This is a genomic window from Marinobacter qingdaonensis, assembly GCF_034555935.1.
GTDB classification, from domain to species: domain Bacteria; phylum Pseudomonadota; class Gammaproteobacteria; order Pseudomonadales; family Oleiphilaceae; genus Marinobacter; species Marinobacter qingdaonensis.
Window position 1 is genome coordinate 296,003 of record NZ_JAYDCJ010000001.1, and the last position, 26,846, is coordinate 322,848.

The window sequence follows — 26,846 nt, forward strand, 5'->3', positions numbered from 1 at the left end:
ACTTGCCCCATGAGCAGCCCCAAACCCAGCACCATCCGCGTCGGCAATCGCTACCGGGCCAAGCGCCTGAACGGCCCCTATGACGCCATTGTCATCGGCTCCGGCATCGGCGGCCTCACCACCGCCGCCTGCCTGAGCAAACTTGGCAAGAAAGTCGTGGTGTTCGAGCAGCACTACACCGCTGGCGGCTTCACCCACAGCTACGATCGCAACGATTACGAATGGGACGTGGGCGTGCACTACATCGGCGACATGGGTGTGGACCACACCCTGGGCAAGCGCCTGTTCGACCACATCACCGACGGCCAGCTGAAGTGGGCACCGCTGGCCGACCGCTACGACCGCATTTTCCTGGGCGACCGCCACGTCGACCTGGTGGCAGGGCCGGAGGCCTTCAAGGCCGAATTGAAACAGGCCTTCCCCGGTGAGGAGCAGGCCATAGACACCTACCTGAAATACCTGCGTCAGGTCGCCAAGGCCATGCCCGGGCTGGTGGTGGGCAAGGTGCTGCCGGACCTGGCCACCGGCCCGCTGCGAAAGATCGTTAACCGTGCCGCGCCCGATTTCCTCAACAAACCCACCCGAGAGGTCCTGGAAAGCCTGACCAGCAACCAGGAACTGATTGCGGTGCTGTGCGGCCAGTGGGGCGACAACGGCCTGCCGCCGGCCGAATCCAGTTTCATCATTCACGCCCTGATCGCCCGGCACTATCTGTACGGCGGCTACTACCCCATCGGCGGTGCCTCCGAGATGGCCAAGACCATCATTCCCGTGGTGCAGCAAAGCGGCGGCGAGGTGTTCACCTACGCCGACGTGAAGGAAATCCTGATCGAGAAGGGCAAAGCCGTGGGCGTGCGCATGGCCGATGGCGAGGACGTGCGGGCGCCGCTGGTGATCAGCAACGCCGGGGTGTTCAACACCTTCGGCCCGCTGCTGCCCGACTCCGCGCCCGAGAAAGACTACTACCAGCAGAAACTGCAAACCGTGGAGCGCTCCATGGCCAGCAACTGCCTGTACATCGGCCTGAAGGACACCGCCGAAAACCTGAAGCTGCCGAAGACCAACTACTGGATCTACCCCGGCCCAGACTACGAGAAGCACCTGGCGGACTTCATGGCGGCCCCGGAGGAAGCGGACATCCCGCTGACCTACATCTCGTTCCCCTCCGCCAAGGACCCGAGTTTCAAGGAGCGGTACCCCGGCCGCGCCACCATCGAAATCGTGGCCCCGGGCCCCTTCGAATGGTACGCGGACTGGGCAGACAAAACCTGGGGCAAACGCGGGGAAGACTACGAGGCGGAAAAGGAAGCCTACGCCCAGCGCCTGCTGGCCAAGCTGTACGAGAAGTTCCCGCACCTGGACGGCAAGGTGGACTACTACGAGCTCTCAACGCCCCTGTCCACGGATTACTTCTGCCGCTACAGCAAGGGCGAGATCTACGGCCTGAACCATACCCCAGACCGCTTCGAACAGGACTGGCTCAAGCCCAAGACCCGCATCCCGGGCCTGTACCTGACCGGCCAGGATGTGATGACTTGCGGCGTGGTCGGCGCCATGATCGGCGGCCTGCTGACGACCATCGCCGTCAGCGGCCTGAAGGGGTTGCCCCTCGCCAAGAAGATGTTCGTAGGTTAGGCACCGCAAATGGGGATACCTGCCTACGGTTTACCATAGGCACATCCCCTTAATCCTGGACCAATCCCCTCGCTGGTCCGGCCCGTATTTTTCCGTGTCTGCACATCAGCAACTGACCTTGAACGAGAGGTGAACTATGCAAACACGCTTCAAACAGGTACTGGCCGCGCTGACCCTGTCCGTCTTCTCCGGACTGGCCCTGTCCGCGGAGCACATCGTGGAGATGAAGAACGCGGGGGCTGACGGCGCCATGGTCTTCGAGCCGGGGTTCGTGAAAGCGGAGCCGGGTGACACCGTGAAGTTTGTGCTGGTCGATCAGGCCCACAACTCCACCAGCGTGGCGGTACCCGAGGGCGCGAGTGGCTGGCAAGGTGGTATCAACGAGGAAATCACCGTGACTCTGGATGAGGAAGGCGTATACGTCTACAAGTGCACCCCGCACGCGGCCCTGAACATGGCCGGGGTCATCCAGGTGGGTGAAGCCACCAACTACGACGCGGCCAAGGCCGCCGTGGAGGAACTGTCCGCCGCCGCGGCCACCAACAAGGACCGCCTCACCAAGTACTTCGCCAACGTCCAGCAGTAAGCCGGGCGAGAGCGAAACGACAGCCGCACCCTCAGGGTGCGGCTTTTTTGTCGCCATCCAGAATTCCTGCTGGAGCATTCTACGAGCCGCAGCAATCGGCTATGCTTCCAGCATGCCCATCCAAGCCCCACTCCCCGACTTCTGTACCGATCCAGGCGAGACCTTCACCTGGCCGCAACCCCTGACGGAATTGCCCCTGGTGGCAGTAAACTTCGATCCCGAGGCACTGCGGGATGAGGATTTCGCCCGCACCGGCATAGCCATGCCCGCCAACCTTCAGCGCGCGGTGGCCAAGCGCAAGGCGGAGTACCTGGCCGGCCGACTGTGTGCGCGCGAGGCGCTGCAGCAAGCCACCGGCGTCGGCGCCATACCCGGCACCAGCGAAGACCGGGCGCCGCAATGGCCGGCCGGCAGCGTGGGTTCGATCACCCACAGCGACGGTCGCGCCGCGGCCATCGTCGGTCGGGCATCCCGTTACGCCAGCGTGGGACTGGACATGGAATGGGTCATGGCGGACGAACGGGCGGTCAAACTTGCGGGGCAAATTCTCACAGACGGGGAACGGAAGCGCTTCGCGCGGGCGCTGAAGGAGCGGCCCGGTGAGTGCCTAACCCTGGCGTTCTCACTGAAGGAGAGCCTGTTCAAGGCGCTCTACCCGCTGACCCTCAAGCGGTTTTATTTCGAACATGCGGAAGTGCTGGAATGGCAGGAGCCGGGCCTGGCCCGGCTGCGCCTGCTGACCGATCTGTCCGATCAGTGGCGCAACGGCCAGGAGCTGGACGCCCAGTTTCTACACCGGGACGGCCAGCTCATCAGCCTGATTGCAGTGGCCAGGTCCTAGGCCAGATTCTTCTTGATGAACTTCTGGATCTCGCCGACGATCCCGCTGCGGAACGCCAGCACCACCAGAATGAAGATGCCACCCAGGATCGGGTCCACCCAGTCGCGCAGGGCGCCCTGGGACAGGTGGTACTCCACGTTCACCACGAAGGTGGCGCCGACCACGGGCCCCAGCAGGGTACCCATGCCGCCGACCAGGGTCATCAGGATGACCTCACCCGACATGTGCCAGTGGGCGTCGTTCAGGGACGACAGCTGGAACACCACCGACTTCATGGAACCCGCCAGACCCGCCAGGGCGGCCGAGATCACAAACGCCAGCACCTTGTAGCGGTTGACGTTGTAGCCCAGGGACACCGCCCGCGGCTCGTTCTGCTTGATGGACTTGAGCACCTGGCCGTAGGGGCTGCTGACGATGCGCTGAACCAGCAGGTAGCAACCCAGGAACACCGCCAACACGAAGTAGTACATGTTGAAGTTGTTCTCGAGGTTGATCAGGCCCAGCAGGTGACCCCGGGGGATACCGTGCATGCCATCCTCGCCGCCGGTGAATTCCGACTGCACGAAGAAAAAGAACACCAGCTGCGCCAGCGCCAAGGTCACCATGGCAAAGTAGATGCCCTGGCGGCGAATGGACAGCAACGCGAAGGCCAGGCCGAGCACGGTGGCGACTGCGGTGCCCGCCAGGATGCCCATCTCGGTGGTCAGGCCGGAGAAGTTGGTGAGCAGGTAGCCGGTGGTGTAGCCACCGGTCGCCAGAAACGCGGCGTGGCCGAAGGACAGCAGCCCGGTGAACCCGAACAGCAGGTTGAACGCCACCGCGAACAGCGCGAAGCACAGGATCTTCATCAGGAAGACCGGGTACATGACAAACGGCGCGGCCACCAGCAGAAGGACCAGGATGCCGTTAAGCATCATCTTCTTGCGGTCCTCGCTTTTCTGCTGTTCGAGGATGGCCTTGTGGATGTCGGCCGGATTGAATGACTGGCTCATGGTTACGCCTCCTTACCAAACAGACCGGCGGGCCGGAACATCAGAACCACCACCATGACCAGGAAGATCACGGCCGAGGAGGCCGGCGGGTAAAAGGTCTTGGTGAGACCCTCGATCACCCCCATCAGGATGCCGGTGATGATGGCGCCACCGATGGACCCCATACCGCCGATCACCACCACCGCGAACACGGTGATCAGGATGTGCGAGCCCATGACCGGGGTGACCGAGTAGATCGGAGCCGCCAGCACACCGGCAAACGCTGCCAGGGCCACGCCGAAGCCGTAGGTCAGGCTGACCAGCAGCGGCACGTTGATCCCGAAGCCCTGCATCAGCTGGGCGTCCTCGGTACCGGCGCGCAGGTAGGCGCCGAGCTTGGTTTTCTCGATCATGAACCAGGTCCCGAGGCACACCACCAGCGCGATGCCAATGACCCAGGCCCGGTAGTAAGGTAGGAACATGAACCCGAGGTTGATTCCGCCCTTGAACAGATCCGGCATGGAGTAACGCAGGCCGGAGACACCGTAGATATTGGTCAGCACACCCTGCATCAACAGGGCAATACCGAAGGTCAGCAACAGGCTGTAGATGTGGTCCTGGCCGGCGATGCGCCGAAGCAGGAAGTACTCGATCAGGACCCCGACCACGCCGACCAACAGCGGCGCCATGAACAGGGCGACCCAGTAGTTGACGCCCAGGACGTCGAACATAATGACGGTGGCCATCGCACCGAGCATGTACATCGCCCCGTGGGCGAAGTTGATGATCTTGAGCAGACCGAAGATCACGGCCAGCCCGAGACTCAGCAGCGCGTAGAAGGCGCCGTTAATGACCCCGATCAGGAGCTGACCAGACAGCACTGCAAGGGGGACACCGAAAATCATGGACATGTTGCTAACTCCAAAGGCAGCGCAGACAGGGGAAAGCGGACCATCTGCGCAGTTTCCGGGGGCTTGCCAACCGCGCGGCCGACAAGCCCTCTGGGGTTACGCTCTTACTTGCTGGTGACCAGCGGACACTTGCTCTCGGAGAGCGGACGGTAGGCTTCTTCAGCCGGAATGGTGCGCAGGATCTTGTACAGGTCCCACTCACCCTTCGATTCGGCTGGGGTCTTCACTTCCGCCAGGTACATGTCATGAACCATGCGACCGTCTTCGCGAATCACGCCGTTCTTGGTGAACATGTCGTTGATGGGGGTATCCATCATCTGCTTGCGTACGGTCTGGGCATCGTCAGAACCAGTTGCTTCGACAGCCTTCAGGTACTGCATGGTGCTGGAGTACACACCGGCGTGAATCATCGATGGGCGAACACCGGTCACTTCCATGAAGCGATCCGACCAGGCACGGGTTTCGTCGTTCATGTCCCAATACCAGCCGGTGGTCAGCTGAATGCCCTGGGCCGCTTCCACACCGAGGGAGTGAACGTCGTTCAGGAACAGCAGCAGCGCGGCCAGGGTCTGGCCGGACTGGGTCAGGCCGAACTCACTGGCGGTGTTGATGGCGTTGGTGGTGTCGGCACCGGCGTTAGCCAGGGCGACCACATCAGCCCCTGACGCCTGGGCCTGCAGGATGAAGGAGGAGAAGTCTGGCGTCGGGAACGGGTGGCGCAGGGTACCGATGATTTCACCACCGTTGGCTTCAACCACTCGGGTTACGTCCCCTTCCAGGGCGTGACCGAACGCGTAGTCGGCGGTCAGGATGAACCAGGTCTTGCCACCCTCTTTCACCACGGCGCTGGCAGTACCATTGGCCAGCGGATAGGTGTCGTACACGTAGTGGATGTGGTTCGGCGTGCAGTGTTCGTTGGTGATGCTGGAGGCGGCAGAACCGGAGACGATGCCCAGCTTGTCGTTTTCTTCGAGGATGTCACTCACGGCGATGGAGACCGAGGAAGCCACCAGGCCCGCGACCAGGTCAACGTTTTCGTTTTCCACCCAGCGGCGCACGGTGCTGGAGGCCACGTCCGCGCTGTTGCGGTCGTCGGCGCTCACCACCTCGATTTTCTTGCCATTCACTTCACCACCGAAGTCGGCGATGGCCATTTCCATTGCTTTCAGGCCGTTCGGGCCTGCCAGGTCCCGGTAGGTCCCGGACATGTCCGCCAGATAACCGATCTTGACGGTGTCGTTGGAGATGGCAGCCTGGGCACCGGTGGCCATCATGGCTGATGCAACGGCTGAGGTCAGAAGCTTTTTCATCATTGTCATTGTTGTATCTCCGCTACTGTGTTGCGTTGGTTCGGGTTTGTTGTTGCTTTTTTTCTTTCGTTCTCGCCTATCCGGGTTCAGACCCCCAAATAGCTGTCCAGCACCGACTGCTTAGCCGTCAGCTCATCGGCACCGATTTCCTCCACAATCTTCCCGTGCTCGACCACGTAATGGCGGTCGGCCAGGGGCGCTGCGAAGTGAAAATTCTGTTCCACCAGCACGATGGTCAGGCCCTTCTCCTTCAACTTGACCAGCACCTCGCCGAGCTTCTCGACGATAACCGGGGCCAGGCCCTCGGTGATCTCATCGAGTAGCAGCATGTTGGCGCCGGTGCGCAGGATGCGCGCCATGGCCAGCATCTGCTGTTCGCCGCCGGAGAGCTTGGTGCCCTGGCTGAAGCGGCGCTCGTACAGGTTGGGGAACATGTTGTAGATTTCTTCCAGGCTCATGCCGCCACTGCGCACCACCGGTGGCAGGGTCAGGTTCTCCTGGACGCTGAGTGACGAAAAAATGCCCCGATGCTCGGGGCAATACCCGACACCCAACCTGGCAATATGATGGGGAGCGCAAGACATGGTCTCCTCCCCGTTGATCATGATGGAGCCGGTGCGGCGGCCCACCATGTTCATGATCGACTTCAGGGTGGTGCTGCGGCCCGCGCCATTGCGGCCCAGCAGGGTCACCAGCTCGCCCCGGCGAACCACCAGGTCGATGCCGTGCAGGATGTGTGACTCACCGTAAAAGGAATGCAGCCCGGACACCCGCAGCTGTTCGTATTCTTTGCTTTGGGCCTGACTCATTGGGCCGCCTCCTCCTTATTGTTCGAGGACGGCGTACCCCGCTCGCCACTGGCATCGGTGCCCATGTACACCTCGCGCACCCGCGGGTCGGCGGACACCGTCTCGTAATCGCCTTCGGTCAGCACCGCGCCCTGGGCGAGCACGGTAATGCGGTCACACAGTTTGCTGACCACGCTCAGGTTGTGCTCAACCATCAACACGGTGCGGCCCTTGGCGGCCTTGCGCACCAGTTCCACCACCCGGTCGACGTCTTCAGCGCCCATGCCCTGGGTGGGTTCGTCCAGCAGCAGCAGCTCCGGCTCCATGGCCAGGGTGGTGGCCAGTTCCAGCGCGCGCTTGCGGCCGTAGGCCAGCTCCACCGTGGTGGTGTTGGCGTACTCGGCCAGACCGACCGCATCCAGAAGCTCCATGCAGCGCTCGTTCAGCCGGTTCAGGCTGGCGCCGGATTTCCAGAAGCTGTAGGAGGTGCCTTCGAAGCTTTGCAGCGCCACCCGGATGTTCTCCAGAGCGGTCATGTGCGGGAACACCGCGGAAATCTGGAACGAGCGCACCACGCCTTTGCGGGCAATGGCCGCCGACTTCAGGGCGGTGATGTCTTCGCCGTTGAACAGGATTTGTCCGCGGGTGGGGATGAGAAACTTGGTGAGCAGGTTGAAAACGGTGGTCTTACCGGCGCCGTTAGGGCCGATCAGGGCGTGGATGTGGCCTTTCTGAATCTTCAGATTCACGTCGTCGACTGCCACAAAGCCCTTGAACTCTTTGACAAGGTTGCGGGTCTCCAGGACGTACTGTTCACTCATGAGCCAGTCTACCTTTGTTATTGTTGTACATTGAAACTTACTGACAGATTAGATTGACGTATACGTAAACGTCAACAGCTAATTTCGGTTTTTAGGGCCGCCTCTCTCAGCAAAAAGTCGCATACCAGGTCCAGCAACTCCTCGGGCTTCTCCAGGTGCGGCGAGTGGCCGGTATCCGGCATGAAGTGCGCGCGGGCAGACGGGCCAATGCCTGCGACGATGTCGGTCACCTGCTCCGGCACCCCGTATTCGTCGACCTCCCCTTGAATGATCATAGCCGGACATCGGATAGCTTCCAGCCAGTGGCGGAAATCCAGGGCCGCGTCAAAGCCCTCGTCCAGCCAGACCTCGTGCCAGGCCCGGAACAGCTCGTCGGTGCGCGGGCCGTGGTAGCGGTGCAGCTTGTCCCGCAGATCGGTGTCCCGGTAACGGCCGATCATTTCCTGGATGCCATCGATGGTGAGGTGGTCGGCGTAGATGTGCGCGGCCATGGTCACCAGCCCGCGCACCCGCTCGCCGAGCGCACCGGCGGCGATCAGGGCAATGGAGCCACCGTCGCTATGGCCGATCAGCACCACCTCGTCAATGCCCAGTTCATCGAGCAGGCGCGGTAACACCGTCGCGCCTTCCCGGTCCTGGTAGTCGTAGGGGCGCGGCAGCGGTTCGTCACTGGAGGCGCCATAACCCAGCCGGTTGTAGATCAGCGCATCCAGGCCGGTGGCCTTGGCCAGCCGTTCCGGGAATCGGCGCCAGAGCGCAATGCTGCCGAGGGATTCGTGCAGGAACACCAAGGTCGGGCCCCGGGCGTTCTGGTGCCGGATGCGGCGCACTTCCACCGTCAGGTCATCGCCGATCGGCACCAGAGTGTCGCGAGTTTCCATGGCGTTACCGTTGTGGCGGAACCGAATAGGTAATGGTGGAGTGGGCGACCGGTTCGTCCGCCCCTTCGGAGTAGACAAACACCTCGCCCACGCCCATGGTCCGCCCCACCTTGAGCATCGAGGCCCGGGCCCAGATGGCCTTGTGGGCAACGGGTTTGCGCAGGAAGTTGATGTTGAGGTTGGTGGTGACCGCCAGGGGCACCAGGCCAATGCGGCTCAGCAGCGCCGCGTACAGGGTGACGTCGGCCAGCCCCATCATCGCCGGCCCGGAGACGGTGCCCCCGGGGCGAAGATGCTCGTCGCTCACCTCCAGCTTCATTTCCGCCCAGCCGTCTCCGAGCGCCTGCAGGGAGCCGAAGGCGGCCCCCTGCGGGAACTGCTCGTCGAGAAACGCCTGGAGTTCCTCGAAGGTGATCTTCATGCGCCCTGCTCGTCCTTGGCCCGGTTACGCAGCACGAAGCGCTGGATCTTGCCGCTGGGCGTCTTCGGCAGCTCGTCGACGAACTCGATTTCCCGCGGGAAGGCGTGGGTCGAAAGGCGACGGCGCACCAGCTCCTGCAGCTCGTCCTTCAGGGCCTGGTCGTCGGCGGGCGCCTGATCGCTCTTGATCACCACGTAGGCCTTGATGATGGAGCCGCGCTTCTCGTCGGGCTTGCCCACCACGCCGGACTCGGCCACCGCCGCGTGCTCCAGCAGGGTGCTCTCGACATCGGCCGGACCAACGCGGTAACCGGCGGTGGTGATGATGTCGTCATCACGGCCACTGAAGGAGAAGCAGCCGCCACCGTTGTTGATGACCATGTCGCCCGTGAGGTAGTAGCCCTTCACGAACGGGTCTTTCTCGCCCCAGGTGTAGCCATCGAAGTGGAACAGCGGAGAGGCCGCCACATCCACCGCGAGCTGGCCGACTTCGCCCTCGCCCACTTCCTCATTCTTCTCGTTCAGGGCGACCACCTTGTGGCCCGGCGAGGCGTAGCCCATGGAGCCCTCGCGAACCGGGTGCTCAAGGCCATGGAAGTTGCAGCAGGTCATACCAGTTTCAGTCTGGCCGTAATGGTCTTTCACCGGACAGAAGTGGCGCTTGTTGATCCAGTTCACCACCTCGGGGTTGAGCGGCTCGCCGGCGCTGCTGGCGACCCGCAGGCCCAGGTTCTCACCTTCCGGCAGCACGTGATCGTTGGCCTTGAGCAGACGGTAGGCCGTCGGCGCCGCCGCCAGGTTGGTGATCTTGTACTTGCGGATCATGTCGTAGGTGGATTCCGGGGTGAAGCCTCCCGGATTGAAGTGGGTGGCGTGGCCCATCAGCAGCGGACCAACCACCGCGTAGTACAGACCGTAGGCCCAGCCGGGGTCGGCCACGTTCCAGAAGGTGTCGTCATCGCGCAGGTCGATGGCGTACTTCATGTAGACATAGAACGCCAGCAGCGCCCGGGCCGGAACCGCCACGCCCTTGGACTTGCCGACGGTACCGGAGGTGAACATCTGCAGGAATGGATCGTCACCGGTCACCATCACCGGCTCGAATTCACTGGACTGGCTGGCCAGGGTGGCTTCGAAATCGGGGATGTCGGCGCTGATATCGGCGGCGTTGACCCCCACCACCGGCGGGCAGTCCTTGACGTCGTTCAGCTTCGGGTAGTTCTCCGGGTTGGTTACCACCAGCTTGGTGCTGGCGCGCTCGAAGCGGTATTCAATGGCACCGGAACCGAAGGCGGTAAACAGCGGCTGGTACACGGCGCCGGCGCGCAGGGTGCCGGCAATCACGATCAGCAGCTCCGGGGTACGCGGCAACAGGGCGGCAACCCGGTCGCCTTTGCCAATGCCCTGGGCCTTGAGGTAGTTGGCGAAACGAGCGGAGGCCTCTTTCAGCTCGGCGAAGGTGAGCTTGCCATCGCCACCCCCTTCCTTTTCATAGAAGAGCGCTACTTTCCCGGGGTCGCCCGCCCACTTGTCGCAGATTTCGTGGCAGACATTCAGACCGCTGTCCAGGCGGCCATCCAGGACCTCGGCTTCCAGAGCGGCCGGATCAAAGCTGTTGTACACGGCGGTGTAATCGGGAAGGCTCATTTCCAACTCCTGTTGTTGTTGTCGAATCTAGGAATCAAGATGTATCACAGGGTTCACTTTACGTAAAGGTAAACTTTAGATCAAAACCTGAGGAAAGCCAGTCGTCTTATTAGGGGAAAAAATGACCCGGCCACGGCTGCGAGCCGGGCCAGGACTGACCGCACCGGTTCAGGACTCCGGCGTGGGCGTGCCGGCGTGGCGGCTGGACAGAATGTGATGCAGGCTGTCGCACTCCACCATCGGATCGTCGCAATTGACGACGATGTCGGAACGGGCAATCACGTAGCTCTTGCCGGTGATGTGGTTCCTCACCACTTCGTATTCACCCTCCCGCTCCACGCCACTGAACTGACCGATGAAGCCAGTTTGCCGCAGCGACACGGTTTCCAACCGGTCCCCGGGCTGAATGCGACGCTCGTAGTTCATCAGCGCCAGGCGCGCCGAAGTGCCAGTGCCGGTGGTGCTGCGGCAGATCACCCCCGGGTGCACGTAGGTGGCCGAGCGGGAGCGGAAATAGCCATCGGCCACGTGCTCCACCGGCCCCATGAAGTGCAGGAACGGCAGCGGGCCAACGTCGCCCAGGGTGTAATGGGAGAAGCCGCGCTCGGCCTGGATCGCCTCGACGATGGCGTGGGCGGTTTCGGCCAGGCTGCGTTCCTCGTCCAGGGTCAGGTGGAAACCAAGCTCCCGGGCATCCACCAGGGCGTAGAAGCCACCACTGTAGGCCACGCTGTAGGTCACCGTGCCCAGGGACGGCACGTCGATGGTGGCCCGGTAGGTGTGGATGTAGCTGGGCAGGCCCTCACAGGTAATGGCTTCCACCACGCCATCGCGCACCACCGCGTCGATCTGCACCAGCCCCGCGGGGGATTCCAGCATGAACTGCTGGCGCCCTTCCCGCTTGGGCACAATGCCGGTTTCCAGCACGGCGGTGGCGGTGCAGATGGTGTTGGAGCCGGAATAAATCGGATAGCCCATCACTTCCATGATGATGTAACCGGCCGCCGCCCTGGGATCGGTAGGTGGCACCAGCAGATCCACCGACATCTCGGGAATGCCGTGGGGCTCCTCCAGCAACAGCCGGCGCAGCCCGTCGGCGTCGTCCCGGAGGTACTCCATCTGGGCCCGCACCGTGTCGCCGGGCAGCGGGTCGATGCCGCCGGTGACGATGCGGCTGACGTCGCCGCCGGCGTGGGTGTCCATGAGCTGAATGGTCAGTTCCGGTTTCATCGGGCAGCCTCCAGGGACCAGGGTTGGCCGTGCTCGCTCCATTGAGCGTCGGGCACGATGACGATTTTACCGAGGTAATTGGAGCCCCGGTTCACGAAGTATTCCTCCGCCCGGTGCAGGTCCGAAAGCCGGAAGGCACCGTGCAGCACCGGCTTGAGCTGGCCCTCGCGAATCCAGGCCATGAGCTGGTCGGCCTCGTCCCGGGTACCGTGAGACACTCCGAAAATCTGCACTTGGTACAGGTAAATGCGGGTCCACAGGATTTCGCTGATGTTGCCGCCGCTGGCGCCGGCGATGCTCAAACGCGGGTAGGTGGAGCGCGCGTTCATGTCGAAGATCATGGTGTCGATGAAGACATCGGTCATCTCACCGCCCACCAGATCCATCACCGCATCGATGGGCTTGCCGCCGGTTTCGGCTTTGACCCGGTCCACGAAGCTGTCCATGTCGGAGCGGTCCAGCACCGCCTCGGCGCCCAGGCGTAGCAAGGCCTCGGCTTTGTCCGGCTTACTCAGGGCATAGGGAATGGCGCCGATGATCCGGCACAGCTGAATCAGTGCGGTGCCGACACCGCCGCTGGCGCCGGTCACCAGCACGCGCTCCCCGGCCTGGATGTTGGCGGAGGTCACCATGTGGTAGGCGGTCTGGTAGGAGCACATGCCCATGGACGCCAGCTCGGCGTCGGTCAGCTCCGGGTTGGGGATGTGATGAAACTGTTCGGACGGCAACGCCACGTACTCGGCGTAGCCGCCGTCGGCGCCGTGGCCGTAGTAGTCGGGTGTCAGGTTGATGTCCCGGCGGTCGTTGGCGTAGATGTTGAAATCCAGCAGGCCGCGCTCACCGATGCGGCTGTCGGGCACGCCCTCGCCCACCGCCACCACCCGTCCGGCAATGTCGGCGCCCTGAATCCGGGGAAACAACAGCGTGGGTTTGCCCCCCATCTGGAACGAGGTCATCTCGCCCTTCTTGGTCGGGTACAGCCCCTCCCGGGCCTTGCGGTCGGTGTTGTTCTTGGCCGTAGCCGTGACTTTCACCAGCACCTGACCGGCGGCTGGCGACGGCACCGGCACGTCCTGATACTCGAGTTTGTCCACGTCACCGTGGCCGGTGAGCACCATGGCTTTCATGGTCGTCGGTATCATGGGTGGGCGATCCTCCCTATCCGCTGAATGACTGTTCCGTTTCAGGATAGGTTAGATACCCGAGGGTGTCAGCGGGTGTTACGGGTATCTGGTATACCCGCAACCACCTTCAGGGTGAGGCTAGCGGGCGATCACCTTGTACACCGGGCGTAGCCGGGGGATCTGCTTCAGCACCACCTGGATCACGGTCATCAGCGGCACCGCCAGCAGCACGCCCACCGGCCCCCAGAGCCAGCCAAAGAAGAAGATCGCCACGAAGATAACCACCGGATTGATCGCCATCCGGAAGCCGTGCACCCAGGGTTCAATGAAGAAGCCCACCAGGGTGGTGAGCAACAGATAGCCCACCGGGGCGATGGCCATCATCCAGAGCACATCCAGGCTGATGGCGGACACCACCGCCAGCAGGGAGATAGTCAGAATCACGCCCAGGTACGGAATGAACCGGGCAAGCCCCGCCACCAGGCCCCACACCGCCGGGTCGGGCAGGCCGGCGGCCCAGCACATCAGTGCGGTGGCGACGCCGACCACGGTATTGCTCAAGGCCAGCACGCCAAGGTACTGGGCGATCTCGTGCTGGGAGTCGGTGGTGATCCGCAACACCGTTCGCCGCTGGCTCCGGGGCAGCTGGCGTACCAGGTTCTTGATGATCCGGTCGCCGCCCACCAGCAGGAAGTAGGTCAGCGCCAGGGCCAGCAACAGCCCGGCAATGCCGTTGCGGGCCTTGCTCATCAACTGGCTGCGCCAGGATTCGGTTTGCAGCACCACCGTGGTGGGCTTGGCCTTGTTGCTGTCCGACAGCTCCTCCATGGATTTTTCGACCTTCTCGGCCGATTCCGTCACCTTGCTGATCTGGCGCCGGATCTCACTCTGGCCCACCAGCAACCGGGAGATGCCCTGGGGCGCGTCTTCGGCCCACTTCAGCACCGGCGTTGCCACCGCGTAGGTCACCCCGACGATGCTCACCAGCACCAGCAGCACCAACAGCAAGGAACTGACCATGCGCGGAATGCGCCAGGACACGTAGAATTTTTTCACCAGGGGCGACAACAGCAGGCTGGTCAATATCGCCAGGATGATGGGCAGGACAATCTGGTGCGCCACATACAGGGTGTAGAGAATGCCGAGCGTGAACAGCCCGTAGATGGGCGTGGAGAGCTCCGCGCCAATGAGCGGGCGCGGCTGGGCTTCCGGTTCGTTGGGTTCGGGCTGGGTCTTATCCGTTGGCTGATCGTCCACGTGGCGTAGGCTGTCCTGAGTTGATTCCATGTAGCCGGGCTGACCAGTCCAGGGACGTTCAGCCCGCTCCCTCATTACCTACTTTAACGCCCCTCGCCCAGGAACGCATCAGCCGCAAGTTACTGTTGTGTCAGGACTCAAGACGCCGGGGCCGTTCCGGGGACTGCACCGAGGCAGGCGTCCCCGCCCCCGGCGCCCCGCCGGAGTTCATGCGCACCAAGGGCCCGGACACGGTCACCCCACTGGGGTCCACCTTCACAAAGCTGCCGCCCGCCACCAGACTCACCTCGGCGCCGGCCTCAATCACGACCTTCAGGCCGGCTTTGTGGTGAATCTCCTGCCCGGCTTCAATCAGTTGCGCCCTACCCTGGTACCCGCGAAAACTCCCGCCCACGGCGTGACTGCAATCACCGCCCACCGACTCCCGGTGTCCGCCGTCCACCGTGTGATGGGCGTTACCCAAAACCCGCTCGACGCAGTCGTTGCCGATCGTGAGGTGGCTGTCGTTCCGGATCACCTCGGTGCGGTTGTGCTCGGTCAGCAGGTCCAGGTTTCTCTGGGCGTGGACGTAGACCCGTTCCTGCCCGGCCTCGTCCTCGAAGCGCAGCTCGTTGCTGCCCTCGCCCTTGTGGGTTTGGGTTTTCAGGGTGGTGCGGGTCTTGTGTTCGGGCAGGGCGTACGGCGGTTGGTTGGTGGCGTGATGGGTGCGCCCGGTGATGATCGGCTGGTCCGGGTCGCCGTCGAGGAAGGACACAATCACCTCGTGCCCGATGCGCGGCAGCGCCATGAAGCCATACTGGCCACCGGCCCAGCCCTGGCTGACCCGCAGCCAGGCGCTGCTGTGTTCGTCGTTCTGGCTGTAGCGGTCCCAGGGGAAGCGCACCTTGACCCGGCCGTACTGGTCGCAATGGATTTCCTCGCCCTCCGGGCCGGTAACGATTGCGATCTGTGGGCCTTCCATGCGCGGGCGATGGGGGCACAGAGGGCGCCAGGTCTGGCTGGCCGGAATGGCGCTGAAATGGTTGTGGTAGTGGGTAGGCTCGGCCCCACCCTCTTCTTCCAGGGCCTGGGGTTGCCGGCCCAGATGGGTGACGGATGTGAGCAGCCAGGGCCGGTTCAACGCATCTTGATCGTGATCGGTGAGGTCGACCCTGGCACCGGCACTGAAGTCGGGACGGTTGCTCTCGCCCTGGGCGGTACTGGCGTCGTTGCGCGAGGCCTCGAGGCGAGCCTGGGTAAACGGCTGGCCGCTGGCATCGGCCTTGAACCGGCCGGGGTAATCGAAGTGCTGGTAATCGTCCCGCTGGTTGGACGTGCTCGCGCCCTGCTCGTGCATCAGGGCGTAGGCCGGGTTCCGGAAGGTGTAATCCTTCAGCGCCACCGAGGCGGCCCGCACCCGCTCCTGCACGCGCAGCCGGAACACCGACGGTTGCCGGTGACTGCCGCCGGCCGTGGCGTTGTAGGCCACCGGATCGAGCGTGGGGGCATCGCCGTGGTGATCGGCAAAGATCAGGGCCGGAGGCTCGGAACCGTCGGCACTTCCATGACGATAGCGGTAATGCCAGCCCTCTTCCGCCGCCAGCCGTTCCACAAACGCCAGGTCGGTTTCCCGGTGCTGGACGCAATACTCCCGCACCTGGGACGGCCGCTTCAGCTCAAACACCGTCTCCACGATGCCGCGCTCTTCCAGCAGGGTGCGGATCATGGCCTCAGTGCCCAGGCCCTGGAAAATCCGGCTGTTGTACATCAGCCCCAATCGCCACAGCGGCGGCTGGATCACCAGTTCGTAGCGGGTGCGGCGATGGCCGGCGTCGCCACGGGCGGCCTCGCTGACCACGCCGCTGAACCGGCGCAGGGGGACACCGTCCTGCCAGATCAACAGCTCCACCGGCTGTTCCAGCAAGCGGCCAACATCCACATGAGGGTCAACACTGGCCAGCTCCAGCCGGCCCTGACAGAGTTCGGAGAGGCCTTCGGTCAGCGCAAAGCCAACCACGGCGAACAAATCCTGGGGGTGCTCACCGACACGGACGGTGAACTGCAATCCACTTGCCTGGGGCATGCTTTCAATCCTTTGAAGCATTGGTGATGTACCCACCGGCTAAAGCGCAGCAGTCGATCCTCGACTAATCTACCCGGTGAGGTTGAGGTGAAAACTACCAGTGCGGAAGTGCTGAATCAACGCGTCGGGACTGAAGTTGCGGACTGAGTAGTGTTGGGGGCTAGAGTTATACGAACGGGTTCGCTGAATACACTGTTAAAACGTCAGGTGAGTATGGAGAGCGAACCCAACAAAAGGAAGACGATGCTGGCTAACCGAGTCCTATTGGCCTCTGGAGTTGTCTTTGCATCGAGTGTCCTACTCTTTGTCGCTGCTCATCATGCTGGGCTGGACCAACCTTCTGCCTTCGGGCCAAGAATTGGCATCGCTATAGTTGGAGGCATAGCTCTGATGGTCGATCGTATTTATGTCGCGAGATATCGCCGGTAGCTAAGCCGTGAACTGTTTTAACAAGGCCATCAAATTTGTTGCAGCGACGAAAAGCGTGGCTTCCACTGGACTGCCTACGCGTTGCTTCGGCAGCCGTTTATGGCGGCGTTATGAAGGGAAAATGGAATTATGCCCAAGTTACGAGTAGCTGCCTTTTCCATCCTCTTTTTCGGCGGAGCGTTCTCGGCAGTCTCCCTAATGTTCTATTTTGGGGATTGGCAAAGGCTGGCCTTGGTTGGTTCCGCTGGGGTGTCTGTGGGCTTAGTTGCAGCACCGACCATTGAGCCAAAGTTGTTCAAGCCCCCCTGGGCTTATGAGTTGATTTTCGGGGCTCTGGCAGGAGCGATGCTGGGGTTAGAATTTGGAGTCGGAGCGGAAGCCGCAGGCATTGGGGCTTTATTGGGTGGGGTTCTTGGTTATCTTGCGCCATATTGGATCAAGCATGTAACAATCCCCTAAAACTCATAACAAGGCCAGGAACGGGGACCGCTTTTTAATTGCGTCTTCGCCTGTACTGCAAAGCTGCGCATGCTGGCGGCGTTAAGTATTCTGGACACACGGAGGTTTAGCATTTGAAGTCATGGGCATACTCACTATTAATCGCTGGTTTAGCGGGGGTGTTTGTCTCGGTGCTGGTGCTCGAAAAGAAACTACCGAGCCAAGCCTATGGAGTATCTTCCGGCTGGCTAACCTTCATCATCGTGGGGGCTCTCTGGCTTTCTTATCTCAGGCTATTTATACCTCGATGCCCCAAATGTGGTTTGGGCGTTTTTTCCATTATAGAAATTGCCAAGTTCCCCATCATCGTTAAATCCTGGGTTAGCGCTAAGTGTTTTAAATGCGGAGAAAAACTAGAATGAAAAAACTTAACAATGTGGTCAACGGGACGCCAACTACGATGCGCTCCGTTGGCGCTCATTACCACTGGCGTTATAACTATGGGTAACAGGCATCTTCGAGGGCTGGGCTTTAAAGCGCCGGAAGTATTTCGAAAATCTGAGGTAGCGATAAATCAGCTTACCCAGGCTATCGAGCTATTCTTGCAAGAAAATTTTATTTGCAGTCTCACGCTCGCTGGCGCAGCAGATGCAATTCTTGCAGGACTTCTCGAGAGTGAAGGGCAGCAGCCATCTCACGAAGTTTCTTATGATCTACTAAGAACCTTTAGGGCAGTTTTGGATCTCGATCCTGCAATCGATCAACAATCCAAAGGGTCGATTTTTAAGGCCTGGAACAGCGGCAGAAATAAACTAAAACACCACGATCCGAGTGATGAGATTGAGTTCGAGATGAACGACTGCGACGAAGCGTACTGGATGATTCGTCGAGCTTTGAGGAATGCAGCTGCTTTAAAATTGGACGTTCGGAATAAGGTCCAATTCGACACTTGGGTACAGGGAAATCAAAAGCTATAACAAGTTATTGCAGTTCGTTCCGGCCCTAACGGCCCTCCACCGGATGCCCTTTTCGCTGCGCTACAAGGGCACCGCTGAATAAAAGCGTTACGGAATCATGAATATTCGACTTAGAAGTTTTGCGGTTGCTTTCGGTCTAGCTCCGGTAGTAATCGCTCCGCAGCTTATTGTGATTGAGCTCTGCGAGTATTTTCAGGTCGTTTGGCCCATGTTCGTCATGATTCCTTTGGTGGCTTTGGTTTTTGGTCTAGGTTGGGTGCACTGCATCACTGGCATGAAGTGCAAAGTATGCCATGGGCATTACGGGGTTTCTTTCAGCTTTATCAGGGCCTTGTCGATCCCAGAAAAATGTATGAATTGTGGTGCACATGCCGGCATCGCATAACAGTGCACTGTTGACGGTAAGCTTTGGCTTGATCCACAGGTGAAAATGGAGAAATCTCACTGGTCTGAGCTCATGGAAGATGGTGAAACTCGTCTGCAGATTAATCTTTACCAGTATCTGCATCTGAGAATTCTCACGAGAACGACAAGCCGCATACAGAAGCGGCGGGTCTCTCGCAGTAGCTTTCGCGGCAAGATCATTTGGGGCGCTTTTGAAGCTCTAAAGGCAGCCGGCAAGATCACATCACCTAGGGCAATGAGGATTTTCTGGTTCTGGGTCGATGCTAGGTGGGTTTTAGCCGGACTTGAGAAGAAAAAGTTGGGAATAAACGCTTACGAGTTTCGGTTTATCCGGAAAAAGCATCTGAACCCTCAAGACATAAAAATGAACTTCCAGGATTACAGGGCGGTTCATCAGATTCGAAATTCCATATAGCAAGATTTGCGACCATCAGCTTTCCTTTTTTGCTGAGTTTTATTCAAAACAACTTTGCGCTGTAGTCCATGGTCGACGACCGCCGGACGCCCAACTTATCGTGGCTTCCCTTTACAGCTATACGAGACCAAGACATGAATCTCACAATCCGCACGGAAACACCGCAGGATGCGGAACACATCCACACCGTCACCGAACAGGCGTTCCAAAACGCCCCCCATACCGATCACACCGAGCAGTTCATCGTTCAGGCGCTTCGGAAGTCTGACGCACTGACTGTCTCCCTGGTGGCCGAATCCGATGGGAAGATCATCGGCCATGTGGCGATCTCGCCGGTGCGCATTTCCGACGGTGCGGCCCACTGGTTCGGGCTGGGGCCGATGTCCGTGCTGCCGGCGTACCAGGGCCAGGGCGTGGGCTCTCAACTGATGAAACGAGCGCTTGCCGATCTTGATGCCAAGGGGGCCTCGGGCTGTGTCCTGCTGGGCGATCCCCATTACTACGGGCGCTTTGGCTTCAAGGTCGTCGAGGGGCTGGTTTTCCCTGGGGTGCCCGCCGAATACTTCCAGGCCGTGTCCTTCGGCGTGGCGTTTCCCCAGGGCGAGGTGACCTACCATGACGCCTTTTCAGCCTAGCGCCGCTCGATAGACTATGGACGACAAGCTAACCCTGCTCCCCCCGCACATGCCCGGCGAACCACCACCGCCGGGCGCCGTGCTTGCGGATGCCAGCAAGCTCGCCCACATCAACACCTACGGCGATCTGCCCCGCTGGTACCGGGATTACCCGTTCATCTGCCTCGACTGCGGCGCGGCGCAGACCTGGACCGCGGAACAGCAGAAGTGGTACTACGAGGAAGCAAAGGGCCATCTCTGGGCGGTGGCGGTCCGTTGCCGGCCCTGCCGCCAGCGGCGCAAGCAGGGCGACCATCAAAACGACGACTGACCCATCGCCGCAACTGGCCCCGACAATGCCGCCACTCATACCCTGGGCTCCATCACCGCTCAGCCGCGCCAAAACGACCGCAGCCGGCGTACTACGGCGCGTACCAGATCCCGACGGGCCCGACGCTGATCCTGCCTCACCCGTTCAAGGTTGATGCCCCCTCGCCCATTCCGGTACCTGCGCGGAATGGACTCCGGCCGTGGTTGATAGGCTCCACCGCCCTCGTTCCCGTTGCCATCGCGACGGGCTACGGCGGTGCCGGTGTAGTAGGTGTGTGCGTGTCCTGAATAGATCATGTCTTTAACCTCCATTCCGCCGCCCGGGTTGTGGGGCTTGGGTATCTCATGGCTTCAGGAACATGCTAGTTTTGTTCTATCGTGCAAACTATTCCAAAAGAGTGAATAAGAACTTTGCAAAAACGAACAACCGAAAAGCCCAAGTCCTCCTCGGGTTCCGCCGCCAGTTTCCGGGGCCACCTCGCCTGGAATGACTTTGAAGTGGTGCTCGCCATCGCCTCCTCCGGATCCTTGTCCGGGGCGTCGCGCACGCTGGGCGTCAGCCATGCCACGGTTTTCCGGCGCCTGGGCGACATCGAGCAGCGCCTGGGGGTAGCCCTGTTCGAACGCAGCCGGTCCGGTTACCGGCCCACCCTGGCGGGCGAGGAGTTGGCGGACACCGCCAAGATCATGGACGAAGCGGCCCTGGCGGCGGAACGCAAGGTTGCCGGCCGGGACCTGGCGCCCAGCGGGGAGATCTGGGCCACCACCACGGACTCGCTGATGATGGGGCTGCTGGCGCCGTTGTTCACCGAGTTCCAGCACACCTACCCCGGCATCGTGGTCGACGTGGCCATCTCCAACCAATTGTTCAATCTCACCCGCCGGGAAGCGGATGTGGCGGTACGCCCCTCCAATCGCCCGCCCGAACACCTCATCGGCAGGCCGCTGACCAAGATTGGCCAGGCGGTGTACGGCCATCGGAGTTTCGGCCTGAGCCCGGGGGCGTCCATCGACGCCCTCGCCAGGCACCCCTGGATCGGCACCGGGCCGCGGCTGCAGGATTCGGAACTGGACCACTGGATGGACCACCACCAGCTGAAGTCCGCCTGTGGGTTCCGGGTGGACACCCTGGTTGGCATTCTCAGTGCCATTCGCGCCGGCATGGGCCTGGCGGTCCTGCCCTGCTACCTGGCCGATAACGACCCGGAGATTGTGCAGCTCACCGACCCGATTCCCGAGCTGGAATACGGCCTCTGGTTCCTGATGCACCCGGATTTGCGGGGTGTGGTGCGAATTCACGCGCTGATGGATTTTCTGACCGAGGCGATTCGGGCCCAGGAACATCGCCTGGCCGGGCGCCCCGTGTGTTAGCCTTGCCGGACCGCGGGCGAGCGCCGGCTGGCTGAACCGAGTCCAGCACCAACAACCGGACATCCCGCCCCGTAACGCTCAAACCCAACCCGACCGCCATGGAACTGCCCAAGTGACCAAATCCATCGCACTGGCCACCCTGCTCCTGTTGTTGCTCGCAGGCATCGTCTTCCAGTACTACATCACGGCGTTGCCGGAGCTGGACCAACCCATCTCGGTGCAGAGCGCCACCCGCTCGACGGAGACCGGGACCATCTCCGTGACCTTCCAGGACCGGGACGGCGACCAGTTTCATTTCGGGGTTCGGGGCAGCGCCGATAGCAAACCGCAAGCCTTCCCGCTGTTTTACATCCGCAACCCGAAACTGGTGCCCTACGTGTACTGGCCCTCGGTGGGTGGACCGGATGAGCGGGCCCTGCTTCGGGTGCTGGACGGCTGGATTCAGCGCAATGTCTCGCCGGAGGCGCAAGCACGGCTGGCGCAGGCTTCCCCAGAGACGCTGATCCCCTCCGAGGCGGACGTGGCGGCGGTGTATCAGATCTACGAGATTCTACAGGCCCGGCATCGGCGCTGACGGCGGCCGCCAAAACCGCTCCTCCCGCCGGCAAATTTCTGCTATCACTGGGGTGACTGACTTTCACAACCAGGGAGGTCACAGCGTGAGCGTGCAACTGAACCACACCATTGTCTGGTGCCACGACAAGCACAGGTCCGCCAACTTCCTCACAGGCCTGCTGGGACTCGACAGCCCCACCCCGTTCGGGCCCTTCCTTGTGGTCGAGCTAAGCAACGGGGTTTCCCTGGATTACTACGAAACCGGGCGCGAGATCGCATCCCAGCATTACGCGTTCCTGATCAGCGAGCCGGAATTCGATGAGATCTTCGGACGCATCCGCGACCAGGGCATCGCCTACTGGGCCGATCCGGGCAAGCAGAAGCCCAACGAGATTAACCGGCACGACGGCAGCCGCGGACTGTATTTTGACGACCCCGATGGGCATTTCCTGGAGATCATCACCCGCCCCTATGGCAGTGGTGGCTGAAGCGCCAGGTCATGGCCCTACCCACGCATTGCCGGCGTTAGAATTCGAAATTCATCGCCACTTCCGGGGCCTGGATAAAATGGCCCTGGAAATTGCGGACGCCGCGCTCCCAGAACCAGGCCAGGGCCTTGGCGTCCTCGACCCGCGTCGCCACGATCGGCAGGCTGGAGCCAAACACGTCGGTTAACTGCCGCAGCAGCTTCTCCAGTTCCGGGGTCTGCTCGACACTGGCGCCGTATTTTGCATCGAGCTTCACGTAATCCACCGAGCCCAGCTCCCGCACCAGCTCCAGCGACGCCGGGCTGGCGTCCAGGTGCTCGATGATCACTCCGCATTCCATGTCCTGCACCACCTTCAGCACCTGCTTGGCACTGGCGACGTCCTTGATCACGGTGGCTCTGGAGAGCGCCAGGTAGATACGCCGGTTGCCCTTGATGCGGGCATTGCGCATGCCGGTACTCAGGAACGACAGGAGTTTGGCCACCTCCCCCATCGGCGAGGCGAGTTTGATGGCAACCGAGTGACTGGCGGCGGCCTTGCCCGCCAGCTTGGAGAGCCCGTCCAGGGCGTGTTCCACCACCCAGCGATCCAGATCCAGCAGGGTGCCGTGGTTGCCCTGGGCCAACTGGGGCAGGAACTGGCCGGGCAGGTACACGGCGTCGTCTTCATCCACCAGACGGACCAGGGCTTCGAACACGGTGTCGCCCGAATCCATGTTCACGATGGGCTGGTAATGCAGTTTGAACGCCTGGGCCACGAGCAGCTCGCGAATACGGTGATCCAGTCCGCCGTTGTCCGACCGCTCCGGTGCCCGGTGCCAGACCACACAACCGCCAGCCTGCATGGCCTCGGCACAGGCCTGTTCCACTTCCAGCAGAGCCTTGTCTTCGTTCATGGATTCGGTCAGCGGCAAAACGCCCATGCTCAGGGTCACCGGTACCGCCGGCTCTCCCAGGGACCAGCGCGGGCTGTTCAAGCGTTGGTGGAATTGCTCGAGGAAGGCCTCGGCGGCCTCGGCCACGGGCGGATTGATCTGAAACAGGAAGCTGCCACCGCCCAGGGCGCAGCCGGAATCGCTGGCGCCCAGCTGGTCGGCGAAGTGCTGCGCCATGTTGGCGGTCAGACGGGCCAGGGCTCGGGCACCGTGCTGCGCGCGCAGGAACTCCTCCCGATCGATGCCGACCTGCACCAGGAATTGCGAGGGCTTGTTCGGCGCGGCCTCCAGATAGGCCAGCAGAGTGCCCAGTTCGGTCAGGAAATAGTCGTGATTCTGCAGGCCCTGGTGTGCCCGGCGCTGGCTCACCAGGTTGATGCGGCTCGAAAGCAGTTGCGCCTGCATCAGGTGTTGCTGGAGGGCGGCCAGGAAACGCTGGTTATCCAGCGGTTTCTTGAAAATCTGGCTGCCCGCCATGCGGTGCTGCGCCAGCTGATCGGACACCGCCCCGGAGGCCGATACAAACAGCACCGGCATGGTCATGTAGCGGGCGTCCTGTCGCAGCACCCGGGCCAGGTCCACGCCCTGCACACCGGGCATTTCGTGGTCGAGCACGATGGCGTCGGGCTGGAATTCCTCGATACGCTCCAGAATCCGCACCGGCTGGGACAGCCCCTCCACCTCGTAGCCGTGCTCGGCCAGCAGGGTCTTGAAGTAGGCCAGCAGCTCGGCGTCGTCATCCACCCAGAGCACACGCTGCTTGGCACGGGTGCTGGTGCTCAGCAACTGATCGATGCGCGTTTCCAGCACGCCCAGGTCCAGGGGTTTGGTCAGGTAGGTATCCGCGCCGGCACGCAGCGCGCGCATGCGGGCCACCATGTCGCTTCGGGCGGACATCATGATCACCGGGGTGTTGGCGTCCATCTGAAGTTTCAGGCGTTCCAGCCAGGCGATGCCCTCCAGTGCCCCTTCCGGGAAGCTGATGTCCAGCAGAATTAACTGATGGCTGTGGCTCTCCGTGCGCGCGCTGTAGGCCGCCGGCGTGTCGAAGACATCTACGGTAAAGCCACGCTGTTCCAGCCAGTCGCGCAGGAACCCGGCCAGGTGCTCGTCGTCCTCGATCACGGCGATGCGGTGACGGTTCCTCGCCGGCATTGGCGACGTTGCCGGTGCCTGAGCGGGCGCAGCGGTATCGATGGCCTGGTCGGCCACGCGTTCCAGGCCACTGAGCAAGGCTTCGATCTGGTTTCGTTCCGCCGGGGTGGCATCGGCCTTTTTCAGCAGCTGCTGCAGCTGCTCTTCCAGCGCCTGGGCGCCCTGACTGATTTCCGGCAACTGGAAGGTCGCGCCGCTGCCCGAAAGCTTGTGGGCGCACTGCTCCATGAACGTCAGCGCCTTGGCGTCCCAGCTGACATGTTGCAAGCGGTTCCAGGAGGATCGTAGCTCCTGGAGGCGAGTCGGCAGGCTCTGCACGTACTGCTGTTTGAGCGCTTCGTATTTGGGGCCTAGATCGACACCTGCCATGGATGAACCTCGTGTACTGCACGTGAAAGGGGATAAATGTGAACAGCGTCTCAAAGTACAGGTTTACACTCTGGATAACGAGAGCTGAAGGAAAATAGTTCCTCGGTGAGCGGCGTCATGACAGCGACCATGGCTACGATCCCACCCTCAAGGGCTATATGCTTGCAGACAGGCAACCACATCCTGCATCGAATCCGCCCGGTTCACCCCGGGCAGACAAAAGAGGTAAAGCACCCAATGCACGTCCCCAGTCATTTCCTGGAAAGCGACCAGGCACAGTTGCAGCAATACATTCGCGACTATGGATTCGGCCTGCTGATCCTGGCCGATGCCGAAGGCATCGAAGCCAACCACGTGCCTTTCCATCTGGTGCCCTCGGACGGTGGCACCCCAGGGGTGCTCCAGTGCCACCTGGCCCGCAGCAACCCCGCGTGGCGCCGCCTGGAAACCGGTGCCAGGGTCCTCGCCGTCTTCCAGGGCCCGGACGCCTACGTATCGCCGTCCTGGTACGCCACCAAGGCCGAAACCGGGAAAGTCGTGCCCACCTGGAACTACCTGGCCGTCCACGCCGAGGGCCAGGCCCGGGTAGTCCAAGATCCGGAGTGGCTGCAACGCCACCTCAACCAGCTAACCAACCAGCACGAGGCGGAACGCACGGAGCCCTGGTCAGTGGCGGATGCACCTGAAGACTACATCGAGCGCATGATGCAGGGCCTGGTGGGTATCGAAATCCGCATCGACAAGCTCACCGGCAAACTCAAAGCCAGCCAGAACCAGCCGGAGCGCAACCGCGAAGGCGTCAAGGCCGGTCTTGAGGAGCGGGACCAGTCCGGGGATCGGGCCATGGCCAAGTTGATTGGCTGATCAGAACAGCAGTCGGGACACCCGAGACTTTATTGGCAATCATGCCAGCCGGATCATCGAGGGCTGCTATTCTGACATTATCGAAGCGCTTCTCGTCGACTGCGAGGAACTCATCCTCCTCAATACCGGCGTCATTACCAGCCGCTTTTGGGGAAAAGCGCGCACCCAACGCGCATGACCTGAACCACCCAAGGTAGACATTGTGCCGTGCCGTTGCCTTGAGCTTACTCACGCCAAGGGGAGCTAACCATGGACTATGTAGAAGGATTTGTCGCCGCCGTACCCACCAAGAACAAGGACGACTATATTCGTCACGCCAGCGAAGCCGCCCAGATTTTCGAGGAGCACGGTGCCACCCGTCTGGTCGAGTGCTGGGGCGATGATGTCCCGACCGGCAAGAAGACCTCGTTTCCGCAGGCGGTGCAGTGCGGCGAAGATGAAACGGTGGTGTTCTCATGGGCCTTGTGGCCCTCGCGGGAGGCCCGGGATGCTGGCATGACCAAGATCATGAATGACCCGCGCATGCGGGATAACCCGATGCCCTTCGACGGCAGCCGCCTGATCTACGGCGGTTTTCAGATGATTCTGGACGAATAGGGTCTGGGGCGCCGGGCGGATGGCGGCGCGCGGGATGGCCGTATCAGTTCTGCCCCTCCGGCTCGTCGAGGGAGACATACCAGTCGGCGTAGGGGGTGTTTTCGATCTTGTGCTGGGTGTAGTCAGGCGCACCATCGGACCACCACACCGGCCCTCGCTCCCCGAGTGCTCGCTTGGCGGCATCGACCCTGGTCCGGGCCTCGCGCTCCTGTTTATTGCTGCCGGCCTTCTGCGCCTTGTGCACGTCCCGGCGCGCCGACATCAGGCGGTGCACACGCTCACGGTAGGCCGCTCCGGACAGCTCCGGATTGGCGCAGCGCCACAGGCGGCCTTTGACTACCAGGTAGCGGCCATCGGGTGTTTTCAGTTTGGATGAGCTCATGCCTCAACCCTAGCAGAGGACTGCCAGAGTGGGGCCGAA

At 61.8% G+C, this 26,846-nt stretch carries 28 protein-coding genes; 14 read left to right on the plus strand and 14 right to left on the minus strand.

Annotated features, from left to right (window positions below; genetic code table 11):
* The first annotated feature begins 9 nt into the window (after positions 1–9).
* From U5822_RS01310 to U5822_RS01320, 3 genes are all read left to right on the plus strand, one after another.
* Positions 10–1,635: a phytoene desaturase family protein gene (locus tag U5822_RS01310; RefSeq protein ID WP_322853811.1), complete on the plus strand. Its 1,626-nt coding sequence runs from the start codon at positions 10–12 to the stop codon at positions 1,633–1,635.
* 136 nt (positions 1,636–1,771) lie between these two features.
* On the plus strand, positions 1,772–2,221 hold the full coding sequence (locus tag U5822_RS01315; protein WP_322853812.1) for a pseudoazurin: 450 nt from the start codon (positions 1,772–1,774) through the stop codon (positions 2,219–2,221).
* 112 nt (positions 2,222–2,333) lie between these two features.
* Complete coding sequence (locus tag U5822_RS01320) at positions 2,334–3,062, plus strand: 4'-phosphopantetheinyl transferase family protein (RefSeq protein ID WP_322853813.1); 729 nt, start codon at positions 2,334–2,336, stop codon at positions 3,060–3,062.
* Here U5822_RS01320 and U5822_RS01325 read toward each other — a convergent pair.
* From U5822_RS01325 to U5822_RS01380, 12 genes are all read right to left on the minus strand, one after another.
* The gene (locus tag U5822_RS01325) at positions 3,059–4,054 is read right to left on the minus strand and encodes a branched-chain amino acid ABC transporter permease (protein ID WP_322853814.1); all 996 of its coding nucleotides are present in this window, start codon (positions 4,052–4,054) and stop codon (positions 3,059–3,061) included. The genes U5822_RS01320 and U5822_RS01325 overlap by 4 nt on opposite strands.
* 2 nt (positions 4,055–4,056) lie before the next feature.
* Positions 4,057–4,944 carry a branched-chain amino acid ABC transporter permease gene (locus tag U5822_RS01330; protein WP_322853815.1) on the minus strand — a complete coding sequence of 296 codons (888 nt, stop codon included), beginning with the start codon at positions 4,942–4,944 and terminating at the stop codon, positions 4,057–4,059.
* 104 nt (positions 4,945–5,048) lie between these two features.
* Positions 5,049–6,263 carry an ABC transporter substrate-binding protein gene (locus U5822_RS01335; RefSeq protein WP_322853816.1) on the minus strand — a complete coding sequence of 405 codons (1,215 nt, stop codon included), beginning with the start codon at positions 6,261–6,263 and terminating at the stop codon, positions 5,049–5,051.
* Positions 6,264–6,340: 77 nt separating this feature from the next.
* A complete protein-coding gene (locus U5822_RS01340) occupies positions 6,341–7,063 on the minus strand; it encodes an ABC transporter ATP-binding protein (RefSeq protein WP_322853817.1) in 723 nt (240 codons plus the stop codon).
* A complete protein-coding gene (locus U5822_RS01345) occupies positions 7,060–7,863 on the minus strand; it encodes an ABC transporter ATP-binding protein (RefSeq protein WP_322853818.1) in 804 nt (267 codons plus the stop codon). The genes U5822_RS01340 and U5822_RS01345 overlap by 4 nt, the downstream gene beginning before the upstream one ends.
* A 71-nt stretch (positions 7,864–7,934) precedes the next feature.
* Entirely contained in the window at positions 7,935–8,744 is an 810-nt protein-coding gene (locus U5822_RS01350; RefSeq protein WP_322853819.1) for an alpha/beta fold hydrolase, read from the minus strand.
* 4 nt (positions 8,745–8,748) lie between these two features.
* Positions 8,749–9,165: a PaaI family thioesterase gene (locus U5822_RS01355; RefSeq protein ID WP_322853820.1), complete on the minus strand. Its 417-nt coding sequence runs from the start codon at positions 9,163–9,165 to the stop codon at positions 8,749–8,751.
* Positions 9,162–10,811 carry an AMP-binding protein gene (locus U5822_RS01360; protein ID WP_322853821.1) on the minus strand — a complete coding sequence of 550 codons (1,650 nt, stop codon included), beginning with the start codon at positions 10,809–10,811 and terminating at the stop codon, positions 9,162–9,164. Before U5822_RS01360 ends, U5822_RS01355 begins: the two co-directional genes overlap by 4 nt.
* Before the next feature lie 168 nt (positions 10,812–10,979).
* Positions 10,980–12,041 (minus strand): proline racemase family protein, encoded by a 1,062-nt coding sequence (locus U5822_RS01365; protein ID WP_322853822.1) that lies wholly within the window; start codon positions 12,039–12,041, stop codon positions 10,980–10,982.
* Positions 12,038–13,183, minus strand: a complete 1,146-nt coding sequence (locus U5822_RS01370) for a zinc-binding dehydrogenase (RefSeq protein WP_322853823.1) — start codon at positions 13,181–13,183, stop codon at positions 12,038–12,040. Before U5822_RS01370 ends, U5822_RS01365 begins: the two co-directional genes overlap by 4 nt.
* Before the next feature lie 120 nt (positions 13,184–13,303).
* A complete protein-coding gene (locus U5822_RS01375; protein WP_322853824.1) occupies positions 13,304–14,452 on the minus strand; it encodes an AI-2E family transporter in 1,149 nt (382 codons plus the stop codon).
* A 100-nt stretch (positions 14,453–14,552) separates the two neighbouring features.
* Positions 14,553–16,484, minus strand: coding sequence for a type VI secretion system Vgr family protein (locus U5822_RS01380; RefSeq protein WP_322853825.1), 1,932 nt, complete (start codon positions 16,482–16,484; stop codon positions 14,553–14,555).
* A 558-nt stretch (positions 16,485–17,042) separates the two neighbouring features.
* Between U5822_RS01380 and U5822_RS01385 the strand changes: the two genes are divergently transcribed.
* The 8 genes from U5822_RS01385 to U5822_RS01420 all read left to right on the plus strand — a co-directional run bounded on the left by U5822_RS01385 (position 17,043) and on the right by U5822_RS01420 (position 22,506).
* Positions 17,043–17,372 carry a hypothetical protein gene (locus U5822_RS01385; RefSeq protein ID WP_322853826.1) on the plus strand — a complete coding sequence of 110 codons (330 nt, stop codon included), beginning with the start codon at positions 17,043–17,045 and terminating at the stop codon, positions 17,370–17,372.
* Between the two features lie 479 nt (positions 17,373–17,851).
* On the plus strand, positions 17,852–18,328 hold the full coding sequence (locus U5822_RS01390) for a hypothetical protein (RefSeq protein ID WP_322853827.1): 477 nt from the start codon (positions 17,852–17,854) through the stop codon (positions 18,326–18,328).
* 97 nt (positions 18,329–18,425) lie between these two features.
* Positions 18,426–18,713: a hypothetical protein gene (locus U5822_RS01395; RefSeq protein WP_322853828.1), complete on the plus strand. Its 288-nt coding sequence runs from the start codon at positions 18,426–18,428 to the stop codon at positions 18,711–18,713.
* 569 nt (positions 18,714–19,282) lie between these two features.
* Positions 19,283–19,783, plus strand: coding sequence for a GNAT family N-acetyltransferase (locus U5822_RS01400; protein ID WP_322853829.1), 501 nt, complete (start codon positions 19,283–19,285; stop codon positions 19,781–19,783).
* 16 nt (positions 19,784–19,799) lie between these two features.
* The gene (locus U5822_RS01405; protein ID WP_322853830.1) at positions 19,800–20,093 is read left to right on the plus strand and encodes a zinc-ribbon domain containing protein; all 294 of its coding nucleotides are present in this window, start codon (positions 19,800–19,802) and stop codon (positions 20,091–20,093) included.
* Positions 20,094–20,503: 410 nt separating this feature from the next.
* On the plus strand, positions 20,504–21,463 hold the full coding sequence (locus tag U5822_RS01410) for a LysR family transcriptional regulator (protein WP_322853831.1): 960 nt from the start codon (positions 20,504–20,506) through the stop codon (positions 21,461–21,463).
* Positions 21,464–21,575: 112 nt separating this feature from the next.
* The gene (locus U5822_RS01415) at positions 21,576–22,037 is read left to right on the plus strand and encodes a hypothetical protein (protein WP_322853832.1); all 462 of its coding nucleotides are present in this window, start codon (positions 21,576–21,578) and stop codon (positions 22,035–22,037) included.
* An 85-nt stretch (positions 22,038–22,122) separates the two neighbouring features.
* Positions 22,123–22,506 (plus strand): VOC family protein, encoded by a 384-nt coding sequence (locus tag U5822_RS01420; protein WP_322853833.1) that lies wholly within the window; start codon positions 22,123–22,125, stop codon positions 22,504–22,506.
* A gap of 37 nt (positions 22,507–22,543) precedes the next feature.
* Here the strand turns inward: U5822_RS01420 and U5822_RS01425 are convergent, their stop codons facing one another.
* Entirely contained in the window at positions 22,544–24,964 is a 2,421-nt protein-coding gene (locus tag U5822_RS01425; protein WP_322853834.1) for a response regulator, read from the minus strand.
* Positions 24,965–25,201: 237 nt separating this feature from the next.
* On the opposite strand from U5822_RS01425, the gene U5822_RS01430 reads away from it, so the two are divergent.
* From U5822_RS01430 to U5822_RS01440, 3 genes are all read left to right on the plus strand, one after another.
* Positions 25,202–25,828, plus strand: coding sequence for an FMN-binding negative transcriptional regulator (locus U5822_RS01430; protein WP_322853835.1), 627 nt, complete (start codon positions 25,202–25,204; stop codon positions 25,826–25,828).
* On the plus strand, positions 25,821–26,006 hold the full coding sequence (locus tag U5822_RS01435) for a hypothetical protein (protein ID WP_322853836.1): 186 nt from the start codon (positions 25,821–25,823) through the stop codon (positions 26,004–26,006). Before U5822_RS01430 ends, U5822_RS01435 begins: the two co-directional genes overlap by 8 nt.
* A gap of 71 nt (positions 26,007–26,077) precedes the next feature.
* Positions 26,078–26,425: a DUF1428 domain-containing protein gene (locus U5822_RS01440; RefSeq protein WP_322853837.1), complete on the plus strand. Its 348-nt coding sequence runs from the start codon at positions 26,078–26,080 to the stop codon at positions 26,423–26,425.
* Positions 26,426–26,468: 43 nt separating this feature from the next.
* On the opposite strand, the gene U5822_RS01445 is transcribed toward U5822_RS01440, so the two are convergent.
* A complete protein-coding gene (locus U5822_RS01445; RefSeq protein WP_322853838.1) occupies positions 26,469–26,807 on the minus strand; it encodes a hypothetical protein in 339 nt (112 codons plus the stop codon).
* Between the last annotated feature and the right edge of the window lie 39 nt (positions 26,808–26,846).